The 17,258-nt window shown below is 27.6% G+C and carries 18 protein-coding genes; 3 read left to right on the top strand and 15 right to left on the bottom strand.

What is annotated here, in order from left to right; translation table 11 throughout:
* Positions 1–2: 2 nt before the first annotated feature.
* Positions 3–1,280: an FtsX-like permease family protein gene (locus tag LJD32_RS10115; RefSeq protein WP_227392330.1), complete on the bottom strand. Its 1,278-nt coding sequence runs from the start codon at positions 1,278–1,280 to the stop codon at positions 3–5.
* 136 nt (positions 1,281–1,416) lie between these two features.
* Here LJD32_RS10115 and LJD32_RS10110 point away from each other — a divergent pair, with 136 nt between their 5' ends.
* Together LJD32_RS10110 and LJD32_RS10105 are read left to right on the top strand one after the other, a co-directional pair.
* Complete coding sequence (locus tag LJD32_RS10110; RefSeq protein WP_227392329.1) at positions 1,417–1,998, top strand: hypothetical protein; 582 nt, start codon at positions 1,417–1,419, stop codon at positions 1,996–1,998.
* Entirely contained in the window at positions 1,995–2,615 is a 621-nt protein-coding gene (locus LJD32_RS10105) for a LytTR family DNA-binding domain-containing protein (protein ID WP_227392328.1), read from the top strand. The genes LJD32_RS10110 and LJD32_RS10105 overlap by 4 nt, the downstream gene beginning before the upstream one ends.
* Positions 2,616–2,652: 37 nt before the next feature.
* On the opposite strand, the gene LJD32_RS10100 is transcribed toward LJD32_RS10105, so the two are convergent.
* The 14 genes from LJD32_RS10100 to LJD32_RS10035 form a co-directional block, all read right to left on the bottom strand.
* Positions 2,653–3,972 (bottom strand): replication-associated recombination protein A, encoded by a 1,320-nt coding sequence (locus LJD32_RS10100; RefSeq protein ID WP_227392327.1) that lies wholly within the window; start codon positions 3,970–3,972, stop codon positions 2,653–2,655.
* Between the two features lie 92 nt (positions 3,973–4,064).
* Complete coding sequence (locus LJD32_RS10095) at positions 4,065–4,700, bottom strand: SdpI family protein (protein WP_227392326.1); 636 nt, start codon at positions 4,698–4,700, stop codon at positions 4,065–4,067.
* Entirely contained in the window at positions 4,693–4,968 is a 276-nt protein-coding gene (locus LJD32_RS10090; RefSeq protein ID WP_032090801.1) for an autorepressor SdpR family transcription factor, read from the bottom strand. Before LJD32_RS10090 ends, LJD32_RS10095 begins: the two co-directional genes overlap by 8 nt.
* 86 nt (positions 4,969–5,054) lie before the next feature.
* Complete coding sequence (locus LJD32_RS10085) at positions 5,055–5,480, bottom strand: helix-turn-helix domain-containing protein (RefSeq protein ID WP_227392325.1); 426 nt, start codon at positions 5,478–5,480, stop codon at positions 5,055–5,057.
* Between the two features lie 79 nt (positions 5,481–5,559).
* Complete coding sequence (locus LJD32_RS10080; protein WP_227392324.1) at positions 5,560–6,432, bottom strand: ribokinase; 873 nt, start codon at positions 6,430–6,432, stop codon at positions 5,560–5,562.
* A 229-nt stretch (positions 6,433–6,661) separates the two neighbouring features.
* Positions 6,662–7,141, bottom strand: a complete 480-nt coding sequence (locus LJD32_RS10075; protein WP_227392323.1) for an SMI1/KNR4 family protein — start codon at positions 7,139–7,141, stop codon at positions 6,662–6,664.
* Positions 7,142–7,154: 13 nt separating this feature from the next.
* Complete coding sequence (locus tag LJD32_RS10070; protein ID WP_175301508.1) at positions 7,155–7,739, bottom strand: L-2-amino-thiazoline-4-carboxylic acid hydrolase; 585 nt, start codon at positions 7,737–7,739, stop codon at positions 7,155–7,157.
* Between the two features lie 256 nt (positions 7,740–7,995).
* Positions 7,996–8,232: a cupin domain-containing protein gene (locus LJD32_RS10065; protein ID WP_227392322.1), complete on the bottom strand. Its 237-nt coding sequence runs from the start codon at positions 8,230–8,232 to the stop codon at positions 7,996–7,998.
* Positions 8,233–9,236: 1,004 nt separating this feature from the next.
* Complete coding sequence (locus LJD32_RS10060; RefSeq protein WP_227392321.1) at positions 9,237–10,667, bottom strand: 6-phospho-beta-glucosidase; 1,431 nt, start codon at positions 10,665–10,667, stop codon at positions 9,237–9,239.
* Between the two features lies 1 nt (position 10,668).
* Positions 10,669–12,003, bottom strand: coding sequence for a PTS sugar transporter subunit IIC (locus LJD32_RS10055; protein ID WP_032090806.1), 1,335 nt, complete (start codon positions 12,001–12,003; stop codon positions 10,669–10,671).
* On the bottom strand, positions 12,004–12,309 hold the full coding sequence (locus LJD32_RS10050; protein WP_227392320.1) for a PTS sugar transporter subunit IIB: 306 nt from the start codon (positions 12,307–12,309) through the stop codon (positions 12,004–12,006).
* A 324-nt stretch (positions 12,310–12,633) separates the two neighbouring features.
* Complete coding sequence (locus LJD32_RS10045) at positions 12,634–14,022, bottom strand: PRD domain-containing protein (RefSeq protein WP_227392319.1); 1,389 nt, start codon at positions 14,020–14,022, stop codon at positions 12,634–12,636.
* A 222-nt stretch (positions 14,023–14,244) separates the two neighbouring features.
* Positions 14,245–15,234: a sigma 54-interacting transcriptional regulator gene (locus LJD32_RS10040; RefSeq protein WP_227392318.1), complete on the bottom strand. Its 990-nt coding sequence runs from the start codon at positions 15,232–15,234 to the stop codon at positions 14,245–14,247.
* A 102-nt stretch (positions 15,235–15,336) separates the two neighbouring features.
* On the bottom strand, positions 15,337–16,149 hold the full coding sequence (locus LJD32_RS10035; protein ID WP_175301506.1) for a MerR family transcriptional regulator: 813 nt from the start codon (positions 16,147–16,149) through the stop codon (positions 15,337–15,339).
* Positions 16,150–16,343: 194 nt separating this feature from the next.
* Here LJD32_RS10035 and LJD32_RS10030 point away from each other — a divergent pair, with 194 nt between their 5' ends.
* Positions 16,344–17,096 (top strand): SDR family NAD(P)-dependent oxidoreductase, encoded by a 753-nt coding sequence (locus LJD32_RS10030; protein ID WP_117459894.1) that lies wholly within the window; start codon positions 16,344–16,346, stop codon positions 17,094–17,096.
* Positions 17,097–17,258: the final 162 nt, after the last annotated feature.

Here is a 17,258-nt window from a genome sequence, read left to right as displayed (position 1 = left end):
TGTTACTCTCCTTTTAATAATTGTATTTTCCCTGCATGATAATTTAATAAAAGACAAATCAATAATGTCACTACATAATAGATAAATAATCCACTATAGAAAAATAACATTGTTGAATTCATTAAAATAAAATCTCTCGCCATAAAGATTAAATAAGGTAATGGAATTACTAAAACACAAATAAAATAAAGGATATTTTCTTTCAAAAGCATCTTCTTTAAATCACTATAAACATAACCTACTTTATTTAAAATAGAAAACTCTTTCATTTTATTTTTCTTTTCCATATTCATCTTATATAAAATAGAAATAATTACCATCGCTACAATAAACAAATAACTGATCATTCCTGTCACAAATTCATTACTTTCAATATTTTGTGACGCTAAAACAGGTAATAAAACTGTTATCAGTAATGTAAGTAAGCCAATTAACGAAGCTGTTGATTTAATCATCAATCCCACATGTGATAAACAAATATAAATTTGTTTTCCTTTTAAATTCTTTTTATTCTTTAAAAAGAGTTGTGGCAATAAATACTTATACAAACCATACATTCCCACAACACCTAAAGCTGTTGGCGGAATATAATTTATTAAATTTCCTTCAACCGTTATAATTGAACAAAATCCTATCAAATAAATAAGTAAATACATCATCATTTTTTTAAAACTTACAAAATGAATAGCTTGTACCTTATTTTCATCATTAATCAAAGTATAAATATCACTTTTATGAAGTTGCCCTATTAAAAAGATGATCACAATAACAACTAATACACATAAAGCTGAAATCGTTGTAAAAAAGGTACTTGGCATAATGGTATAAATTGAATAATTGATTTGTAGATAAGGATATATCTTTGAATGAATGAAAAATAAACTAAGAACACCTAAAATAAATGAAATCGGTAAAACAAAGATAAAGACGATTCCCATTTGAATAAGTGTATATTTAATAAAATCTAACAAGTTAAAACCACTAGTAAATAATATTCCAAATTCTTGATGTTTTTTATTGAAATTATATTGACTGGCATAAATAATCATAAACCAACAAAATAAAATAATTAAAAAGGGTAATCCCATTGATAATGGTATATCCGCTCCAAGAGGACCATCTATTCCTCTAGCCCTATCTTCTTCTATTAAATAGGGATTGTTGATAAATTCTGAAAAGATCAAATGAATGACAATTGCAAAAATAAGTGTGAGTCCATAAATCATATATTGTTTTTTATTTCTTTTTAATGTTAACGTAGCTAGTGAAAAAACCTTCATTGCTTCCACCTCCTAACTCCATCATAAACTTTCCATCACACCTTACAATAAAAGTGGCACCAACAACCTAGAAATGACACAAACAACATCTTTAACTAAATAACTTATGATACAATACAGTTAAAGGAGGGAGAGTATGAAGTACAAAGTAGGAAAACCCCATTATAAATTAAGTTTTATTTATTCATTCATCATTATTTTTTGGGCTGTTTTTTTAATCATTTATAGTCCATTTTCAGGAATGAATATTTGTGGATTTATGCTTATTTTTTTGATTATCTTTATCTTTCTTCCTAGTATGGCATTTTGTAATAATATTTGGGAAGTGGATGAACATTATCTTAAATACACTTTTTATGACAATGTAGTAGAAAAATCTCGTGCTTTTTTTCATAGTCTTTTTACAAGAAATATAGATTATCAAATGAAAATAAAGCTGGATAAAATCATGTGTATCCAAGTTACTTATGAAGCAGTTCCAATGCTTTTTTATGGAACCAATGGTTATAATGTTATTTTTAAAGTATTGATGAAGGATGGTTCTTCTTTTTCTTTTCAACCAATCGTTACTAGAAAAAGAAAAGAAGTTATCGATGCAATTGAATTTTTAAAAAGTAAAGGAATTATCTTTAAAGATCGTTATCATATTCTTGATCAATTAGATAAAAAAGAGCCTTTAGCTTATTATTTAGAAAAGATAGCTGGTGATAGAAAATGATTCGTATCGCCTGTCATGTACAAGATTATTATTTTGAGATAATCAAAAAATATTTTGCAGCAAAAGATTACTATTTAGAAAAATTCAGTCCAGCATCTTATAATGATATCTATTTTATTGAAATAAATTCACTTAATGATTTAGACAAAATCCATCAAATCAATAAATATCCAGAAACTTTGATTTACATTATTGGTCCTAAAGATTTTCATTTACTCAATGAATGTTTAACCTTAGGGGTACATTTATATTTTGAAAATGATGATTTAGAAAATAGTCTTTATTCCAAATCAGAAACCATTCATCAACAAATATTTTCAAGATTTAAGACTTATCATTATAAAAACAAACAAATGTCTTTTGAATTAAGACTTGCTCAAATCATGTATGTAGAATCAATGAATCATAAACTTATTATTCATCATGATAATGGTGACTTTATTGAAAGAAAAAACTTATCTTCTTTTATTAAAGAAATTGATTCTAATAATTTTATTCAAATTCATAAATCATTTGTTATTAATAAAAACTTTATTAAAGAAATCAAAGCAAAAGAATTGATTTTAAAAGATTCTACAATTCTACCAATTGGTAGAAACTTTAAAGAAAGTATTTAAAAAGTAAAGATTGCCAATCATCTTTACTTTTTTTCATTTAATTATTTCTATTTTCACGTAAATAATCTAAAAACTTTTGAATACTCTTTTCATTTCCCATTTGTGTCAATTGAAAATAATGTCTATTTGATAATTCTTTTGGCATACATTTTTTACCCGAATAATGATTTTTAAAAGCATGAATATTATCTAGACCAACACCTCTACCAAGCTTTTGGGCATTTTTATAACTTGCATCTTGTAAAAAAGGAGGGATAGGTACATTGGTTGTTTGCTTAGCATCTGCCATTGCCTGTGTGATTCCTCGAGATACCGTATCTGATTTAGGAGAACAACAAACATAAAGTGCTGCATGAGCTAAGATCTTAGCCGCTTCGGGCATTCCTATTCTTTCTACTGCCAAAAAGGCATTTGTAGCCACAACTAGAGCTTGTGAATTAGCAAGACCAATATCTTCACTTGCACATACACATATTCTTCTTGCAATATATTTGACATCTTCTCCAGCAATCAACATTCTAGCAAGATAATATAAAGTTGCATCAGGTTCTGTATGTTTCATAGATTCAATAAAAGCAGAAATCGCATCATAATGATTATCGCCACTTTTATCATAGCGAATTGCTTTTTTTTGAATACATTCTTCTGCGATTTCAAGACTGATGTGAATTTTTCCTTCTTTGTTTTTATCTGTAGTAAGATAAGCAAGTTCTAAGGCATTTAAAACACTTCTTGCATCACCACTAGCCATGTCAGCTAAAAAGTTTTTAGCATCTTCATCAATTATGATTTTTTCATTTCCTAAACCACGTTTTTGATCAGTAAGCGTTCTATCAATTAAACGGATTAGATCTTGTTTTTCTAAAGGTTTTAATTCAAAGATACGGCATCTTGAAAGTAAGGCATTATTGACTTCAAAATATGGATTTTCGGTAGTAGCTCCAATGAGAATAACAATACCATCTTCTACATAAGGAAGAAGATAATCTTGTTGTGTTTTATTAAAACGATGAATTTCATCGATAAATAAAATCGTTCCTTTATGATAAGCATTTTGATTAAATTTAGCTTCTTCTATTATCTTTTCCACATCTTTAATTCCTGCACTCGTCGCATTTAATTTACAAAAATGTGAATTTGTTGTATTAGCAATAACTCTCGCAATCGTTGTTTTTCCAACCCCTGGAGGTCCATATAAAATAATAGAACCTAAACGATCTGCTTTAATAGCACGATAGAGTAATTTATCTTTTCCAATAATATGTTGTTGGCCTACAATTTCATCTATACTTACAGGGCGCATTCTACTGGCAAGTGGTAGTTTTCTTATATCTTCATCCATATCAAATAAATTCATTTTCTTTCCTCATTTCTTATTTATCCACATTATAAACTTTCTCTAAAAGAAAAAGAAGTATTTAAACTTCTTACAAAACCGGAATACTCCTTTTAAACACTTTTCTTTCGAAAATATAAATACGAATAAATAATTGGCAAAAGTACCGGAATAAAAACAAAAATAAAGAAAATAAATAAATTCATAAATGGTGATAAAACAATAAGAAGAATACCACCAATAACCATGCATTTTCCACCAAAACGGTGTGTATGATACCAATTGTCTGGATCATCTAATGCCCACGAAGTACGAATTCCTACTGTATAATTTGGTTTGACTGTTGGTATATAATTACCTAAAACAATAAACAATACCCCTATCATCAATTCTGTAAGAAAACTAATATTTGTGATATAACCTAATGCATAACCATATATACAACTACAAACAAGCAATGAAATCAACGGACTGATCCATAATACGATTGAAAATATCTTCTTATTAATATTCTTAGACTTTGGATCAATACTTGTTCCTATCACACAAAAAAGATGAGTAACCAGTAAAATCAATGGTAAGACAAATACGGTAAAAGTTTTAGAAGAATAACCATTTGGTTGACCATTAAAATTAAAATGTGTAGCCATTAATTGTGGTAGTTGATTCCATAAAAGTAATCCAATAACTATAGGAAGCAATGTCACAATAGATGTTAATATTATCATTTTTTTATTTTGTTTAATCATTTTTAGTATCTCCTTTTAACTCACTGATCCACAACATAATTTCCTCAAGCACTGTTGCATTAAGTTCATAATAAATAAACTTTCCTTCTCGCTCATCTCGAATCAAACCCGCTTCTTTTAAAACCGATAGATGTCTTGAAATAGCAGCTCCCGAAATTGAAAAATACTTAACAATATCACCCGCAGACATTCTTGACTGTTTCAATAAATTAAGTATTTCTCGCCTTGTTGGATCCGCTAAAGCATGTAGCGTATTTTGCATTGCCATCTTTATCACCTCATTATCATTTAACATTTAACTTAAATGTTAAATATAGTATATCATATTTATAAAAAAAAACAAGTATTAAATTTTTATCTAACTACTTCTTTAATCATTGTTTCTACAGTTGTTGTCGTTTCACTATTAGAAATACTTATAAAAGTTCCTATATTTAGGATGACTAATAAAATACCAAAAATAACGATTATCAATAAAATGATAGCTATTGTCTTCATTATTTTTTTATAACGTCTATTTTTTATTGTTAGTTGTTCATTTATTTTAGCTAATTGTTTAACAATCTCACTTTGATCTGTTGTTGTAATTTGACCATCAAGAAGAATATTCACATCTGTTTCTAATACGTTTGCTATTTTAGAAAGCATATCTACATCAGGCAATGAAAGTCCCTTTTCCCATTTACTAACAGTCTGTCTAACAACATTCAATTTTTCAGCGAGTATTTCTTGCGTATAACCTTTATCTTTTCTTATTTTCTTTAGGTTTTCAGCAAGCATTCCTCTATCCTCCTTTATTAAGATAAACATATCTTATATAAAAGTAGTTGTTGCTTCAAGCAACACATATTAACATTCTTTATTTTACTTCATCATAACTTGGAATTGAGTCAACTGCACCAAATCTTGTCACCGCAATTGCACTTGCTTTTGTTGCTAAGTTTGCTGATTCAACTAAAGAGAATCCTTCAAGAATTCCTTTTACAAAATAACCAATATAAGTATCTCCTGCACCTGTTGTATCTATTGCATTAACTTTCATTGCTTCTACTTTGACATCTTCATTGTTTGTTAAAACTCTGCTTCCGTCTTTTCCCATTGTAAAAAGAATATTTGTATGTGGATATTTTTGTTTTAACACTTGTAGCATCTTTTCATAATTTTCTTCACCGCTTAAAGCAGCACTTTCTGTTTCATTGACTACAAGCCATGTTACTTTTTCAATTGGATAATTTTGAATTGATTCATCATAAGGAGCTGCATTGAAAAAAATCTTCATTTCTTTTTCATAACAGCGATCAATAATATAAGGTACATTATTGATTTCATTTTGTAAAACAACCACATCACCCGTTGAAAAATGAGATAAAACCTCATCAATATATTCAAAATCAATCTCTTTATTTGTTCCACCATATAAAAGAATATGATTTTGACCACTTTGATCAACTTCAATAATAGCATGTCCTGTTGGCTTATTTGAAATTTTTAAATAATCAATATTCACATTCTTTCCTACAAGCGCATCTTTTAATAGAGCGCCATCATTTCCAATAATTCCTGCAAAATACGTTTCATTTCCTGCAAGAGACATTGCAATTGCTTGATTAACGCCTTTTCCACCACATTTAACTGTATATTCAAGACATCCTTGTGTTTCTCCTGGTACTGTAAAATGATTGACTTTATATACATGATCCAAATTAGCGGATCCAAAACATAATACTCTCATAAATCCTCCATAACTTCTTATTTTTGTTTATATTATAAACATTCTCTTCTTTTTATAAAAGAAAAAGAAGTATTTAGATTTTTATATAAATACTTCTTTTAATCATTTCTAAATTCATAACATTCTGGAAAAGATGTTTGTTCAATATATGTATCCGCTTTTGAAATATAAATATCTTCCATTATTACATAAGGTAGAGTATTGACCTTTTTATAAAGAAGACCTGTACTTATGAAAATATTCTTTTAGTTTCAGCTAAAAATTTTAATTTTTCTTTTGGTAATTTTATAATATATACTTTCCCTAAATAACTATTATCATCTTCTTCAAACATCTTACATCCCTCATTTATCCATAATCTAAAATCAAACCATTCATCAGGATCAGAAATACCAATTGATCCTGCATCTAAAAAGCCACACAATGTAGCATCTTTTGTTGCCTTTATAACAAGTTCCCAGTCTCCATTATCATTACCAATACTTATATATTCTGGCATATTATTAGAAAAATCATGACATTTGTACATTTCTATCATTTCTTTTGTACTATAAAAAACATATTCATTTAATACCGCACCATTTGTTATTTTTAAAAATTCTTTATAGACATCTGGCAATATACCCTTTATTTGATTATTTACTAAATGAATATCTTCATCAATTGCTGGTTTATTTTTTTCAATGAATTCAATATTTTTTAAATCCATAAAATCACATCATCTATTTCTTAAAGAAATGAAAATTACAACAATCTCCACCATAACCTAAAGTCTTTGTACGCGTAAATCCAATCTTTTTTAAACCACCATAAGTCACATCATCCACATCACAAAACAAATGACACAACTCTTCACAGCCATTTTCCTTGCATGCTGTATGCCATAAACATTTAGTAATCGTAACATCATAATGATCTTTACCATAGCTTTGAGTGTTTTCTTGTAAATCTGTTGTACGCATGATTTTTAAAAAAATAAAACTATAAATTTTATAAAACCCAGGCACTAATTCCATTTTAGCTGTAGATGCATGTTTTTTGGCTGCAATTTTATCAATCATATATTTTCTCATATATTGATAGACATCTTCTTTTGAAAATTCTTCGTTCAATAAGACTTTATATAAAGCAATTCGTGGTAGAATTGTTTGAATAAGTGTTTTCATTTGATTTTCTGTTTTATCTTTTGTTTTTTTAATAATTTTATAAAGTTCTTTTTCTTGTTTATCAAATATTTCATTTCCTTTATTTGGACCAAATTCTTCGATTAAATATGATTTTACTTGTTTTTGTTGTTTAATTTTCATTATAAATACACCTCTTTTATACAATCATATTATAACGTCATTATAAAAGAAAAAGAAGTATTCAAACTTTTTACAAAGTTCAAATACTTCTCTAGATATCTCATAAAAGTTATTACTAATGTTTTGAGAATTCCAATTCCTTATAAAATAAGGATATTCAAGCCATTTTGTTGCATACGAGTTGCATTGCAAAAACATCTTAAATCTCTTATATGATATTAAATAATCTAAATCAGTAATTATCTTGCTATAAAAACTATATCAATTCCCTATCCCCATGTGACTTTGGCATTGAAACTACAATAAATTCAATTTCCTTATCAGATGTATTTCTCATTTGATGTACTTTCATAGGAGAAACTTCAACTCCAGTTCCTTCTTTTAACTTTACTGTTTCATCTTTAAACTTCATTTTTGCTTCTCTTGAAAGAATATAAAAAAACTGTTTTGATTTATGATGAAAGTGCATATCTTCTTCTGTATGCGGTGGCATTTTTTCTACTTACAATCTTCCCCTTAAGCTTTTTTTATTTTAATCACATTATACCCCTTCATCACAAAAAAAGAAGTACCCAAACTTCATGCAAAGCCCAGATACTTCTCTAGATATCTTATAAGAATCTGATTTGAAAATATTATTATCATTTTCTTATCATCCTTGACACACGAAATCAATTACGTATAATCTATTTTACGGTAATTATTGCCGAACAGTATGGCTCCTACCGCCATAAGTGTAGGGCGTTAGAGTAGAGAAGGATTCGTTCCTTCTTTTTTATTATCTTAATTTTATAATAACTTTCTATCTTATATTTTTTATCGACAATATTTGATATAATTACTTTGTTATCGTCCTCCCCTGAAAGGAGGTGATGTTAATGCTTTCTAACTTAGTTGTATCTGTCGTGGCAGGTGTTTTAGTTTATTACATATGCAAATGGTTGGACAAAAGATTTAAACGATAATCAGCCTAGTGCTAAGTACACTCTAAAATACTAGAAAAGGTAAGGAGTACCATTCCTTACCTTTTCGTTTTGATGCAATGCTTTCTAACTTGCAATCAAATTATAGCATTTAGTATTTTAATATGCAAGTTGATTTCAAAATTCAATTTGTTGCATATTTGAGAATATGTGGTGAGAACTTTGTTGCATACGTGTTGCATATAAGTTGCATACCGTTTTTATTTTACAAAAAAAGAAAAAAACCCAAATCGAGTTTTTCCCCATAAATACGATGTTTTGTCGATTTGAGTTTTTGTGAATTTCTCTGAATAAACGTATAAATTAACGTTTTAAAAACTACAATTCCTTATAAAATAAGGATATTCAAGCCATTTTGTTGCATACAAGTTGCATTACAAAAGCTACTCAAATATACTATTTAAAACTTATCCTGTAAATTAAATGCTTTTATATAAAGAAAATATCATACTTATTCGTATGATATCCTCTATTATTCAGTTTTATATACTATTAAGGAAGAAAAATTATAAAACTAATCTAGATCTTCGCCATTTGTTTCAATGACTTTTTTATACCAATAAAACGATTTTTTTCGATATCTATTCATCGTTCCATGGCCTTCATCATCTAAATCTACATAAATAAATCCATATCTTTTTGACATTTGACAAGATGAAGCACTTAATAAATCAATGCATCCCCATGTTGTATATCCCATTAAATCAACGCCATCTATAATAACAGCATCCTTTAATGCTTTAATATGTTCTCGATAATACTCAATATGTCTTTCATCATTGATTTCTTTACCTTCGACATATACTTCATTTGTTCCTGTACCATTTTCAACAATAAATAATGGTTTTTGATAACGATCATAATACATATTCAATGTATTACGTAAACCCATTGGATCATCTTGTCTTTTATATAAAATTTCACCTAAGTACGGATTTTTTAAAGTAGCAAGGGGATTATTTTTAATCTCTTCATTGAGTTTTTCGTCACCACTAACAACATGTGTTGCATAATATGAAAATGAAAGAAAATCAATCGTATTATTTTTAAGAATTTCTTTGTCATCATCTTTAAACGGAATAGTTATTCCTTTTCTTTCTAATTCTCTTAATTTATATGATGGATAGTATCCTCTTGCCTGTACATCGCAGAAAAAGAATGCATCTCTATTTTTTGTAATTGTTGCAAATACATCTTGAGGATGACATGTATATGGATACCATGTACCTCCTGCAAACATATTCCCAATTTTATTTGTTGGATCAATTTCATGACCAATTTTTACTGCCCACGCACTTGCTAATAAAATATGATGAGCCGCATTATATAACTGTTGTTCTTTATCTTCATTTGGATCAATAACAACACCTGCTGATAAATAAGGCAAAATTAATGTATCATTAATTTCATTAAAGGTAAGCCAATAATGTACAATACCTTTATATCTTTTAAATAAAACTGTTGCATATTTCTTATAGAAATCAACCATTTTTCTACTTTTAAAACCACCATATTCTTTTACTAAATAAAGTGGAAAATCGTAATGAGAAATCGTTACTAAAGGTTCAATGTGATATTTTTTTAATTCTTTAAAAACATCATCATAAAATTGTAATCCTTTTTCATTCGGTCTTTCTTCATCCCCTCGAGGAAATATTCTTGACCATGAAATAGATAATCTTAAAACCTTAAATCCCATTTCCGCAAATAATGCAATATCTTCTTTATAACGATGATAGAAATCTATCCCATTTAAAACCGGATATTTTTCATCTTCTTTAAAAGATAAATCTTGTACATTTCCAAACATATATTGAAAACGATTTTTTCCATTTGGAACTACATCCATGTTAGCAAGACCTCTACCATCTTCATTATAGCCACCTTCTACTTGATTAGCAGCTATTGCTCCACCCCATAAGAAATCTTTTGGTAAGGTTCTCACTTTATGCTTCCTCCTCAGCTAATTTTGTAGCTTCTTCTTTCTTGCATAAAGAATGATCATAAGCTACAAAGAATGGATACCAAATAGCTAATGTTAATGGAATCATTAAAGCAATAAAAATAAACACTCTCCAGTCTAAACAATAAACAAATAGACTTAGGAAAACAGGATAAGTCCCACTAATTAATAAATAAGGTGCTGTCAATAAACCAAACGAACATGCTAACCAGTAAAGAATGGCTACGATTAATCCATTAGCGATGAAAGGAAGCATTAATACAGGATTAAACATAATTGGTGCTCCAAATAATGCTGGTTCTGAAATTCTAAAAATACTAGGCACAATTGTTGCTTTCCCAAAAGCTTTTAATTGTTGTGATTTTGCTTTCCAACAAGATAAAATACATAGTCCAAGAGTATTTCCTGTTCCTCCTAAAAAACCAATACCTAATGTCATAAAGATAGGATGAAAAATTGGTGCTTGTCCTTTTGCAACTAATGCTGCATTTGCTGTAAAAGCTGCTGTTGTAATTGGAGCAGTAAGTGCCATAGTAACCATTTGTCCATGCACTCCACAACACCATAATAACAACATAAATGCACATAAGAATATTGAACCAGGAACAGAGTTAACTGCTGCAACTGGTGTTGCTAAAACTTTTTCAATAAGCGCTGGAATTGACATTCCTAAATAATTACTACTTAATAAACTTAAAATATAGAATATAGAAACATTGATAACCATAGGTACAATAGTTCTAAAAGAATTTGTTAATGCTGGAGGACAAATTTCTGGTAAACGAATTGTAATATTGTGTATTTCACAAAATCTTGTGATTTCTACTGTTAATAAAGCAACAATAATAGCAGTAAATAATCCTTGTGCACCTAAATATGTACAATTCATTAATAATGGAGTTGTTCCATCCGCTAAAGCTAAATAATTTGCTGGTGCTGCAACTAATAGAAAAACAACAAGTGCAGTTAAACCATTAGTAATACCTTTCATTGAATATGAAGTTGCTAAATTATCAGCAATAACAAAGGTAACTGCTAATGCTAATAATCCCATTGACATATTGTATGGAACTAAAATAGCCATTTTATACTTAGTAGCAAAATTAAACCATCCAGAAAAAATTGACCAAACACCACCAGATTTAACCATGTCTGCAGTTACTGGTGGATTAGCAATAACCATAAATACTGCCCCAACAAATATTAATGGTAATACTGTCATAAAACCTTTTTGCATTGCAGATAAATGTCTTTGTTCACCTAACTTATCAGCGATTGGAGACATTTTATCTTCAACAAAGTGCATAAACTTATCCATTTACTTTCCCTCCTTTATCATTCTTTTTACTTCTTTTATAATATTTTCAACATTCCCTAAAGCATAATCTAAAGGATTAATAACAGCTGAAGGTCGATCAGTTACTGCTTTTTGAACATCTTTAATTTTATATCTCATTTGTGGTCCCACTAATAAGACATCATAATCTTTATAAACACTTAAATAATCATCAATTGGAATTGCTTTAACTTCTAAATCTTCGTTATTTTGTTCTGCCCATTGATTCATCTTATTCATTAAAATACCAGTTGATAAACCATTAGCACACATTAATAATATTTTCATAAATCTTCCCTCTCTTTAAATTTGCTAATATCAAGTAAATTGAATATTTGATCGATCATTTGTTCCTTTTTACTTAGCAACTGTAGTATAAAATGTAACCGCTTTTTATTCAAATAGCATATTTTATCTCTTTTCCTTTCATTTATACACTATTTTTTTAATTTATACACTTTTTCTTCTTTATCATTTATTTTCTTCGTTAAACTGTTTATTTACAAGCAATAAAATTATTTATCTTTTTATTACTCTTAAATATTTTTTATACACTTTATACACTAATAAATAAAAAATAGCTTACTTTACAATAAGCTATTAAAATAAGTATTAAATTTCTTTAATAATCGTAATTAAACTTGCAATATCAGAATCAGAAAATTGAATATGAAAAGGTTCTTCTATCATTTCTACTAAATCATATAAATATTCGTATGTTTTTTTATGTGTTGAAATTATATTTTTATAATTATATTTTTTAGGAATCGGTGCATTATCAACCAAGCTACAGATAACACCACTAAGATGCATAATAAGACCTATCTTTTTATCATAGGATAATTGATATTGACAATCTAATTCTTGAATAAATTCTGGTAATACTTTTTTCAAGATATCAATATCAATATTCGGTGCTTGTTTTTCAATATTTTTAAATATTAATGAATATTTTATTTTCTTTTTAATGACAATGTCTTGATTAGAACTTGAAATTAATAGTGATAATTTATCTAATGGTGTATTAAATAATTGAGTTACAGATATAAATTTAATGCCATATAATTGAGGATCAAATGATCCCATTGTACATAAAATATTATACGATTTTCTCAATTCATTAATTTTAAACAATAATTCTTTATGATTATTCATTGATAATGGAACAATATCAATATCTTGTAATTCTAATGAATCTTCTAGGTATTTTTTTATTTGTATAGCACCACCTTCGCCATTCATACATAAAGTGATAATAACATTTTTCTTTTTTTGTCGATGATAGTTTTCAACAATTGATGGAAAATAATGTTGATAACTTTGTTCTAATTCAGACATAATATCATCTAAATCATCATTGCTGCTCATCTTTTTTACGGTTTCTAAAGCAATCATTGTGGAAGGTGCAGCAATAAAGCGGATATCTATACCTGTTTCTTTAGAAATCAATTTACCCATAATTTTTACAGAACCCATGTCATAGATAAGTAATACACCTTTACCTCTATTAATTTTTTCAATCAATGATTTCATTTCTTCATAAGCCATTTGCATTTTCTTTTCTAATAAAAGATCATATGAATAAACACTATCACTATTTGACATTTGTTTAACAACACCAGTAAGCGAACTTGCTACATTTTTTCCATGCATAGCAATTAACAATACAGGTTTATTTTCGCTTTCTTTTAATTGATTCAAAAGTAAAATCAAAACAATAGTTATTGCTTCATCTAACGGTATATCTATTTTATATTTCTTTTCTAAATGTTCTATTAATTTTAAACTTAGTATATATTCTTCTTGATATTTATTTACTATTTGATTTAAATCAAAATTAATTTGTTCATTTTGCTTATTATTTATTATTTTTGTTAAATGAAGAGATAAAACAATAAAGACTTCTTGCGGGAAAACTCGTTTTAATTTTTGTGATGAACTATCTAAGAATTCTTTTACAATATTTATAATTTCTTGTGGAATATATTTACTAATATTCAATTCATTTATTTTCTCTTTATCAATGTATTGTCTATAACTTGATATTAATTGATTGTATTTATTTTTTAACAAAAGGGATTTATCAACTAATGATGTATCTTGTTTTTCAAGATGTTCATAAACAGCAGAAGTACTTTCCTTTATTTTTATTTTTTCAATAGAATCTTTTGAATAATAATATAAAAAATCATGTGAAATAAGTCTATTTATCTCTGTCGATTTTTATTTATAAAAAATAAAGCCTTTTTTTACATAGATTGGAAAATCATCAAGATAGACATAGACATTTGAATTATTATCTAAATTTTTCAAAAAAGCATGTGAACATGCACTAGAAATATCGTTTACAAGTTGTTTTATATTATTTTTACAATGATAAAGTAATAAGCATTCTAATGTTTCAGGTTCTATAACAATCGACTTATCTATTTTTCTTGCTTCTTTTTTAAAACATCCCTGAACTAATTCCATCCTTTCAACCAATCCTCTTTTATCTAAAGAAGGCAAATCAATTTTTATTGATATATTATCGAGAGCATTACTTTTTAAATCATTTTCATTAAAGCAATCCGATGACAAAACAACCATAAAGTTATTTTCTTTTAGTGAACTCATTTCAATTAAATCATATATAATTGATTTATATTTTTCTGGTATTAAATGAACATTATCAAAATAAACCATTCCGTTTTTCGCCTTTTCTAAAGCAGCTTTTCCATAATCAATAAATAAATTCTTAATCATAGTTTCATCATTCATAAAGTATTTACAATTTAGTTTCACTAATTGACCATTTTCATTAATTAGGCCTTTTTCTTTAGAAAATTCATATATTTTTTTAGCAAGTAAACTTTTACCTGTACCACTTTCCCCTGACAATAAAATAACCGGTTTTTTACCAGGATATAAAAGTGTTGATTTAATATCTTGAATAGACTTAGCAAGGCTTCCATTAAATCCTATTAGTTGATTAAATATAGAATCGTCTTCATCTAATTTATTATGTATTTTATAAAGTACCGGTCTCCCAGCTATTTTTTCTAATTTATTTTCTCTAACTAATTCATTCAAAATAGCTGATAAATTAGAACGTTGAATATTTAAATGACTTGCTAATTCTTTTGTTGAAAACACCATTTTAGAGGGATCGTTTTGATCTTTTTTTGTAGATAATTTATCAATATAAAAAAGAACCTCATATTTCTTTTTCATAAAATTTCTCCTTTTCTAAATATATTCATATTATAAAACAAAAAAAGAAATATGCACACTTTTATAAAGTCTACATATTTTTCATATTATCTATTCAACTATTTATTTCAATTCTATAGGTACTTTAACTTTTGCATAACGTACTTTTTTACCGTTCTCTTGAAAATAGTAATTTGGATAAGTTGCTGTCGCAATTCCACAAGATTTAATATTACGTTTTTTTAAATAAATCGATAGATCTTTAAAAATCTCAGTATTTGGATATTCCCAGTTCTCATTAATAACAACTGTATTTAAACAATGTTGTCTTGGCATAACTCTTGCATCTTTTAAAAATTCTTGAGGAAGTTGATTATAAATAATTTCGGGTATCACAAAAAACCACTCTGTTACACTTTGTGAAGGATCATATTGTTTTACATCTGTTACTTGTGCTTGACTAATGAATGGGAGATATTCAAATAATTTTGCATAATATCTTGGATCATCTTTAGTAAAACAAAATTCTGATTGAGAAATTTTCGCATAAGGTAATAAATAACATTTAGGTTCAACAGTGATCCAATAGTTCCCAATATTATAAAAATCTGTTTCTGACTCAACCTTTAAAGTTGTTAAATAATCTATAAGATTTTTAGTTTCCTTTACTTCTGATTCTAATTCACAAATTTTATTATTTAAAATATCCGTTACTTTAGAAACAGGTATACCTTCAACATACTCTACTGATTCTTTCATAGAATACCCTATCTTTCGATTATATAAACATGCTAATAATGAAATAACATCTTTATTATCTAAATCACGATAGTTGTTTTGACTTATTCTTTTTGGATAAATCACTCCTTCTTTTTCATAATAACGTATTGTATCTGTAGATATGCCTAACAATTTAGCAGCTTCACTAATTTTCATAATATGATCTCCTTAACATTAAAGTTAGTCCAATGTTTTATTGATATAAAATTATATCATACAAGATTTATTTCTTCAATTTTGTGTATTTTTAGAAGATAATGTACCTAAATTAGATAAATAAGCCATCCTTGACTATAGAGTTACTCCATAAATTATAATTTATATATAATCAAATATTTGGAGGTAGAAAAATGGAAAATCGTGTTGTATTAGTTACTGGTGGAGCAAGTGGAATTGGAAAAGGTATGGTTCGTATGTTTGCTGATAGAGGTTGCCAAGTTATTATTTTTGATGTTCAGGATGATAAAGGAGAAACTTTAGCAAAAGAATTATGTGATCAAGGAAAAAAAGTTGTTTATAAACATGTTAATTTATTTGATATTGATGAAATCAAAAATGCCTATGTATGGATAAAAGAACAATTTGGAAAATTAGATTATGCTATGAATAATGCAGGATTTGGTATTCCAGCAAAGCCACTTGATGAATGTACCAGTGAAGAAGTTAATAAAGTAATTGGAATTTGTTTAATTGCTGTTACAAATTGTATGATTGAAGAAATAAAAATAATGAAAGAAAATGGTTTTGGGCGTATTGTCAATACGACATCTGGTGCTGGATTATTAGGAATCAAAGGAAACTCAGTTTATTGTGCAGCTAAGCATGGTGTTGTGGGTGTTACAAAAGCAGCTGCTCTTGATTACGCAACATCTAATATTACTATTAATGCTATCGCACCAGGAACTATCGAAACTGAATTAGTAAATTCACTCAAAGAAATCGCTCCCGATGCTTATAAACAAGCAGAAGAATCAAATCCAAGTGGTCATTTAGGAAAGCCAGAAGATATTGCTAATGCTGCAGTATTCTTATGTGAAGATGCATCATCTTTTATAAACGGTGTTGTACTTCCTGTTGATAGTGGTTGCGTAGCTGGAAAATAATAAAACTAAATTCGCACAAAGGTATTGAATTATATTATATTCATAAATGTTTTGTTTTTCAAAACAACTAACTCTAAAAGTTAGAAAAGGTAAGGATCTCTCTCATCCTTACCTTTTCGTTTTGATGCAATGCTTTCTAACTTGCAATCAAATTATAGCATT

Source organism: Faecalibacillus sp. TM498 (assembly GCF_020589955.1).
Taxonomy (GTDB): domain Bacteria; phylum Bacillota_I; class Bacilli_A; order Erysipelotrichales; family Coprobacillaceae; genus Faecalibacillus; species Faecalibacillus intestinalis.
Note: the sequence above shows the minus strand (reverse complement) of the source record. Positions and strands in the feature narration are given on the sequence as shown.

Bases quoted from the DNA above. Each gene is read 5' to 3' on its own strand.
- LJD32_RS10115 (WP_227392330.1), bottom strand. From the start codon at position 1,280: ATGAAGGTTTTTTCACTAGCTACGTTAACATTAAAAAGAAATAAAAAA.
- LJD32_RS10110 (WP_227392329.1), top strand. From the start codon at position 1,417: ATGAAGTACAAAGTAGGAAAACCCCATTATAAATTAAGTTTTATTTAT.
- LJD32_RS10105 (WP_227392328.1), top strand. From the start codon at position 1,995: ATGATTCGTATCGCCTGTCATGTACAAGATTATTATTTTGAGATAATC.
- LJD32_RS10100 (WP_227392327.1), bottom strand. From the start codon at position 3,972: ATGAATTTATTTGATATGGATGAAGATATAAGAAAACTACCACTTGCC.
- LJD32_RS10095 (WP_227392326.1), bottom strand. From the start codon at position 4,700: ATGATTAAACAAAATAAAAAAATGATAATATTAACATCTATTGTGACA.
- LJD32_RS10090 (WP_032090801.1), bottom strand. From the start codon at position 4,968: ATGGCAATGCAAAATACGCTACATGCTTTAGCGGATCCAACAAGGCGA.
- LJD32_RS10085 (WP_227392325.1), bottom strand. From the start codon at position 5,480: ATGCTTGCTGAAAACCTAAAGAAAATAAGAAAAGATAAAGGTTATACG.
- LJD32_RS10080 (WP_227392324.1), bottom strand. From the start codon at position 6,432: ATGAGAGTATTATGTTTTGGATCCGCTAATTTGGATCATGTATATAAA.
- LJD32_RS10075 (WP_227392323.1), bottom strand. From the start codon at position 7,141: ATGGATTTAAAAAATATTGAATTCATTGAAAAAAATAAACCAGCAATT.
- LJD32_RS10070 (WP_175301508.1), bottom strand. From the start codon at position 7,739: ATGAAAATTAAACAACAAAAACAAGTAAAATCATATTTAATCGAAGAA.
- LJD32_RS10065 (WP_227392322.1), bottom strand. From the start codon at position 8,232: ATGCCACCGCATACAGAAGAAGATATGCACTTTCATCATAAATCAAAA.
- LJD32_RS10055 (WP_032090806.1), bottom strand. From the start codon at position 12,003: ATGGATAAGTTTATGCACTTTGTTGAAGATAAAATGTCTCCAATCGCT.
- LJD32_RS10050 (WP_227392320.1), bottom strand. From the start codon at position 12,309: ATGAAAATATTATTAATGTGTGCTAATGGTTTATCAACTGGTATTTTA.
- LJD32_RS10040 (WP_227392318.1), bottom strand. From the start codon at position 15,234: ATGAAAAAGAAATATGAGGTTCTTTTTTATATTGATAAATTATCTACA.
- LJD32_RS10035 (WP_175301506.1), bottom strand. From the start codon at position 16,149: ATGAAAATTAGTGAAGCTGCTAAATTGTTAGGCATATCTACAGATACA.
- LJD32_RS10030 (WP_117459894.1), top strand. From the start codon at position 16,344: ATGGAAAATCGTGTTGTATTAGTTACTGGTGGAGCAAGTGGAATTGGA.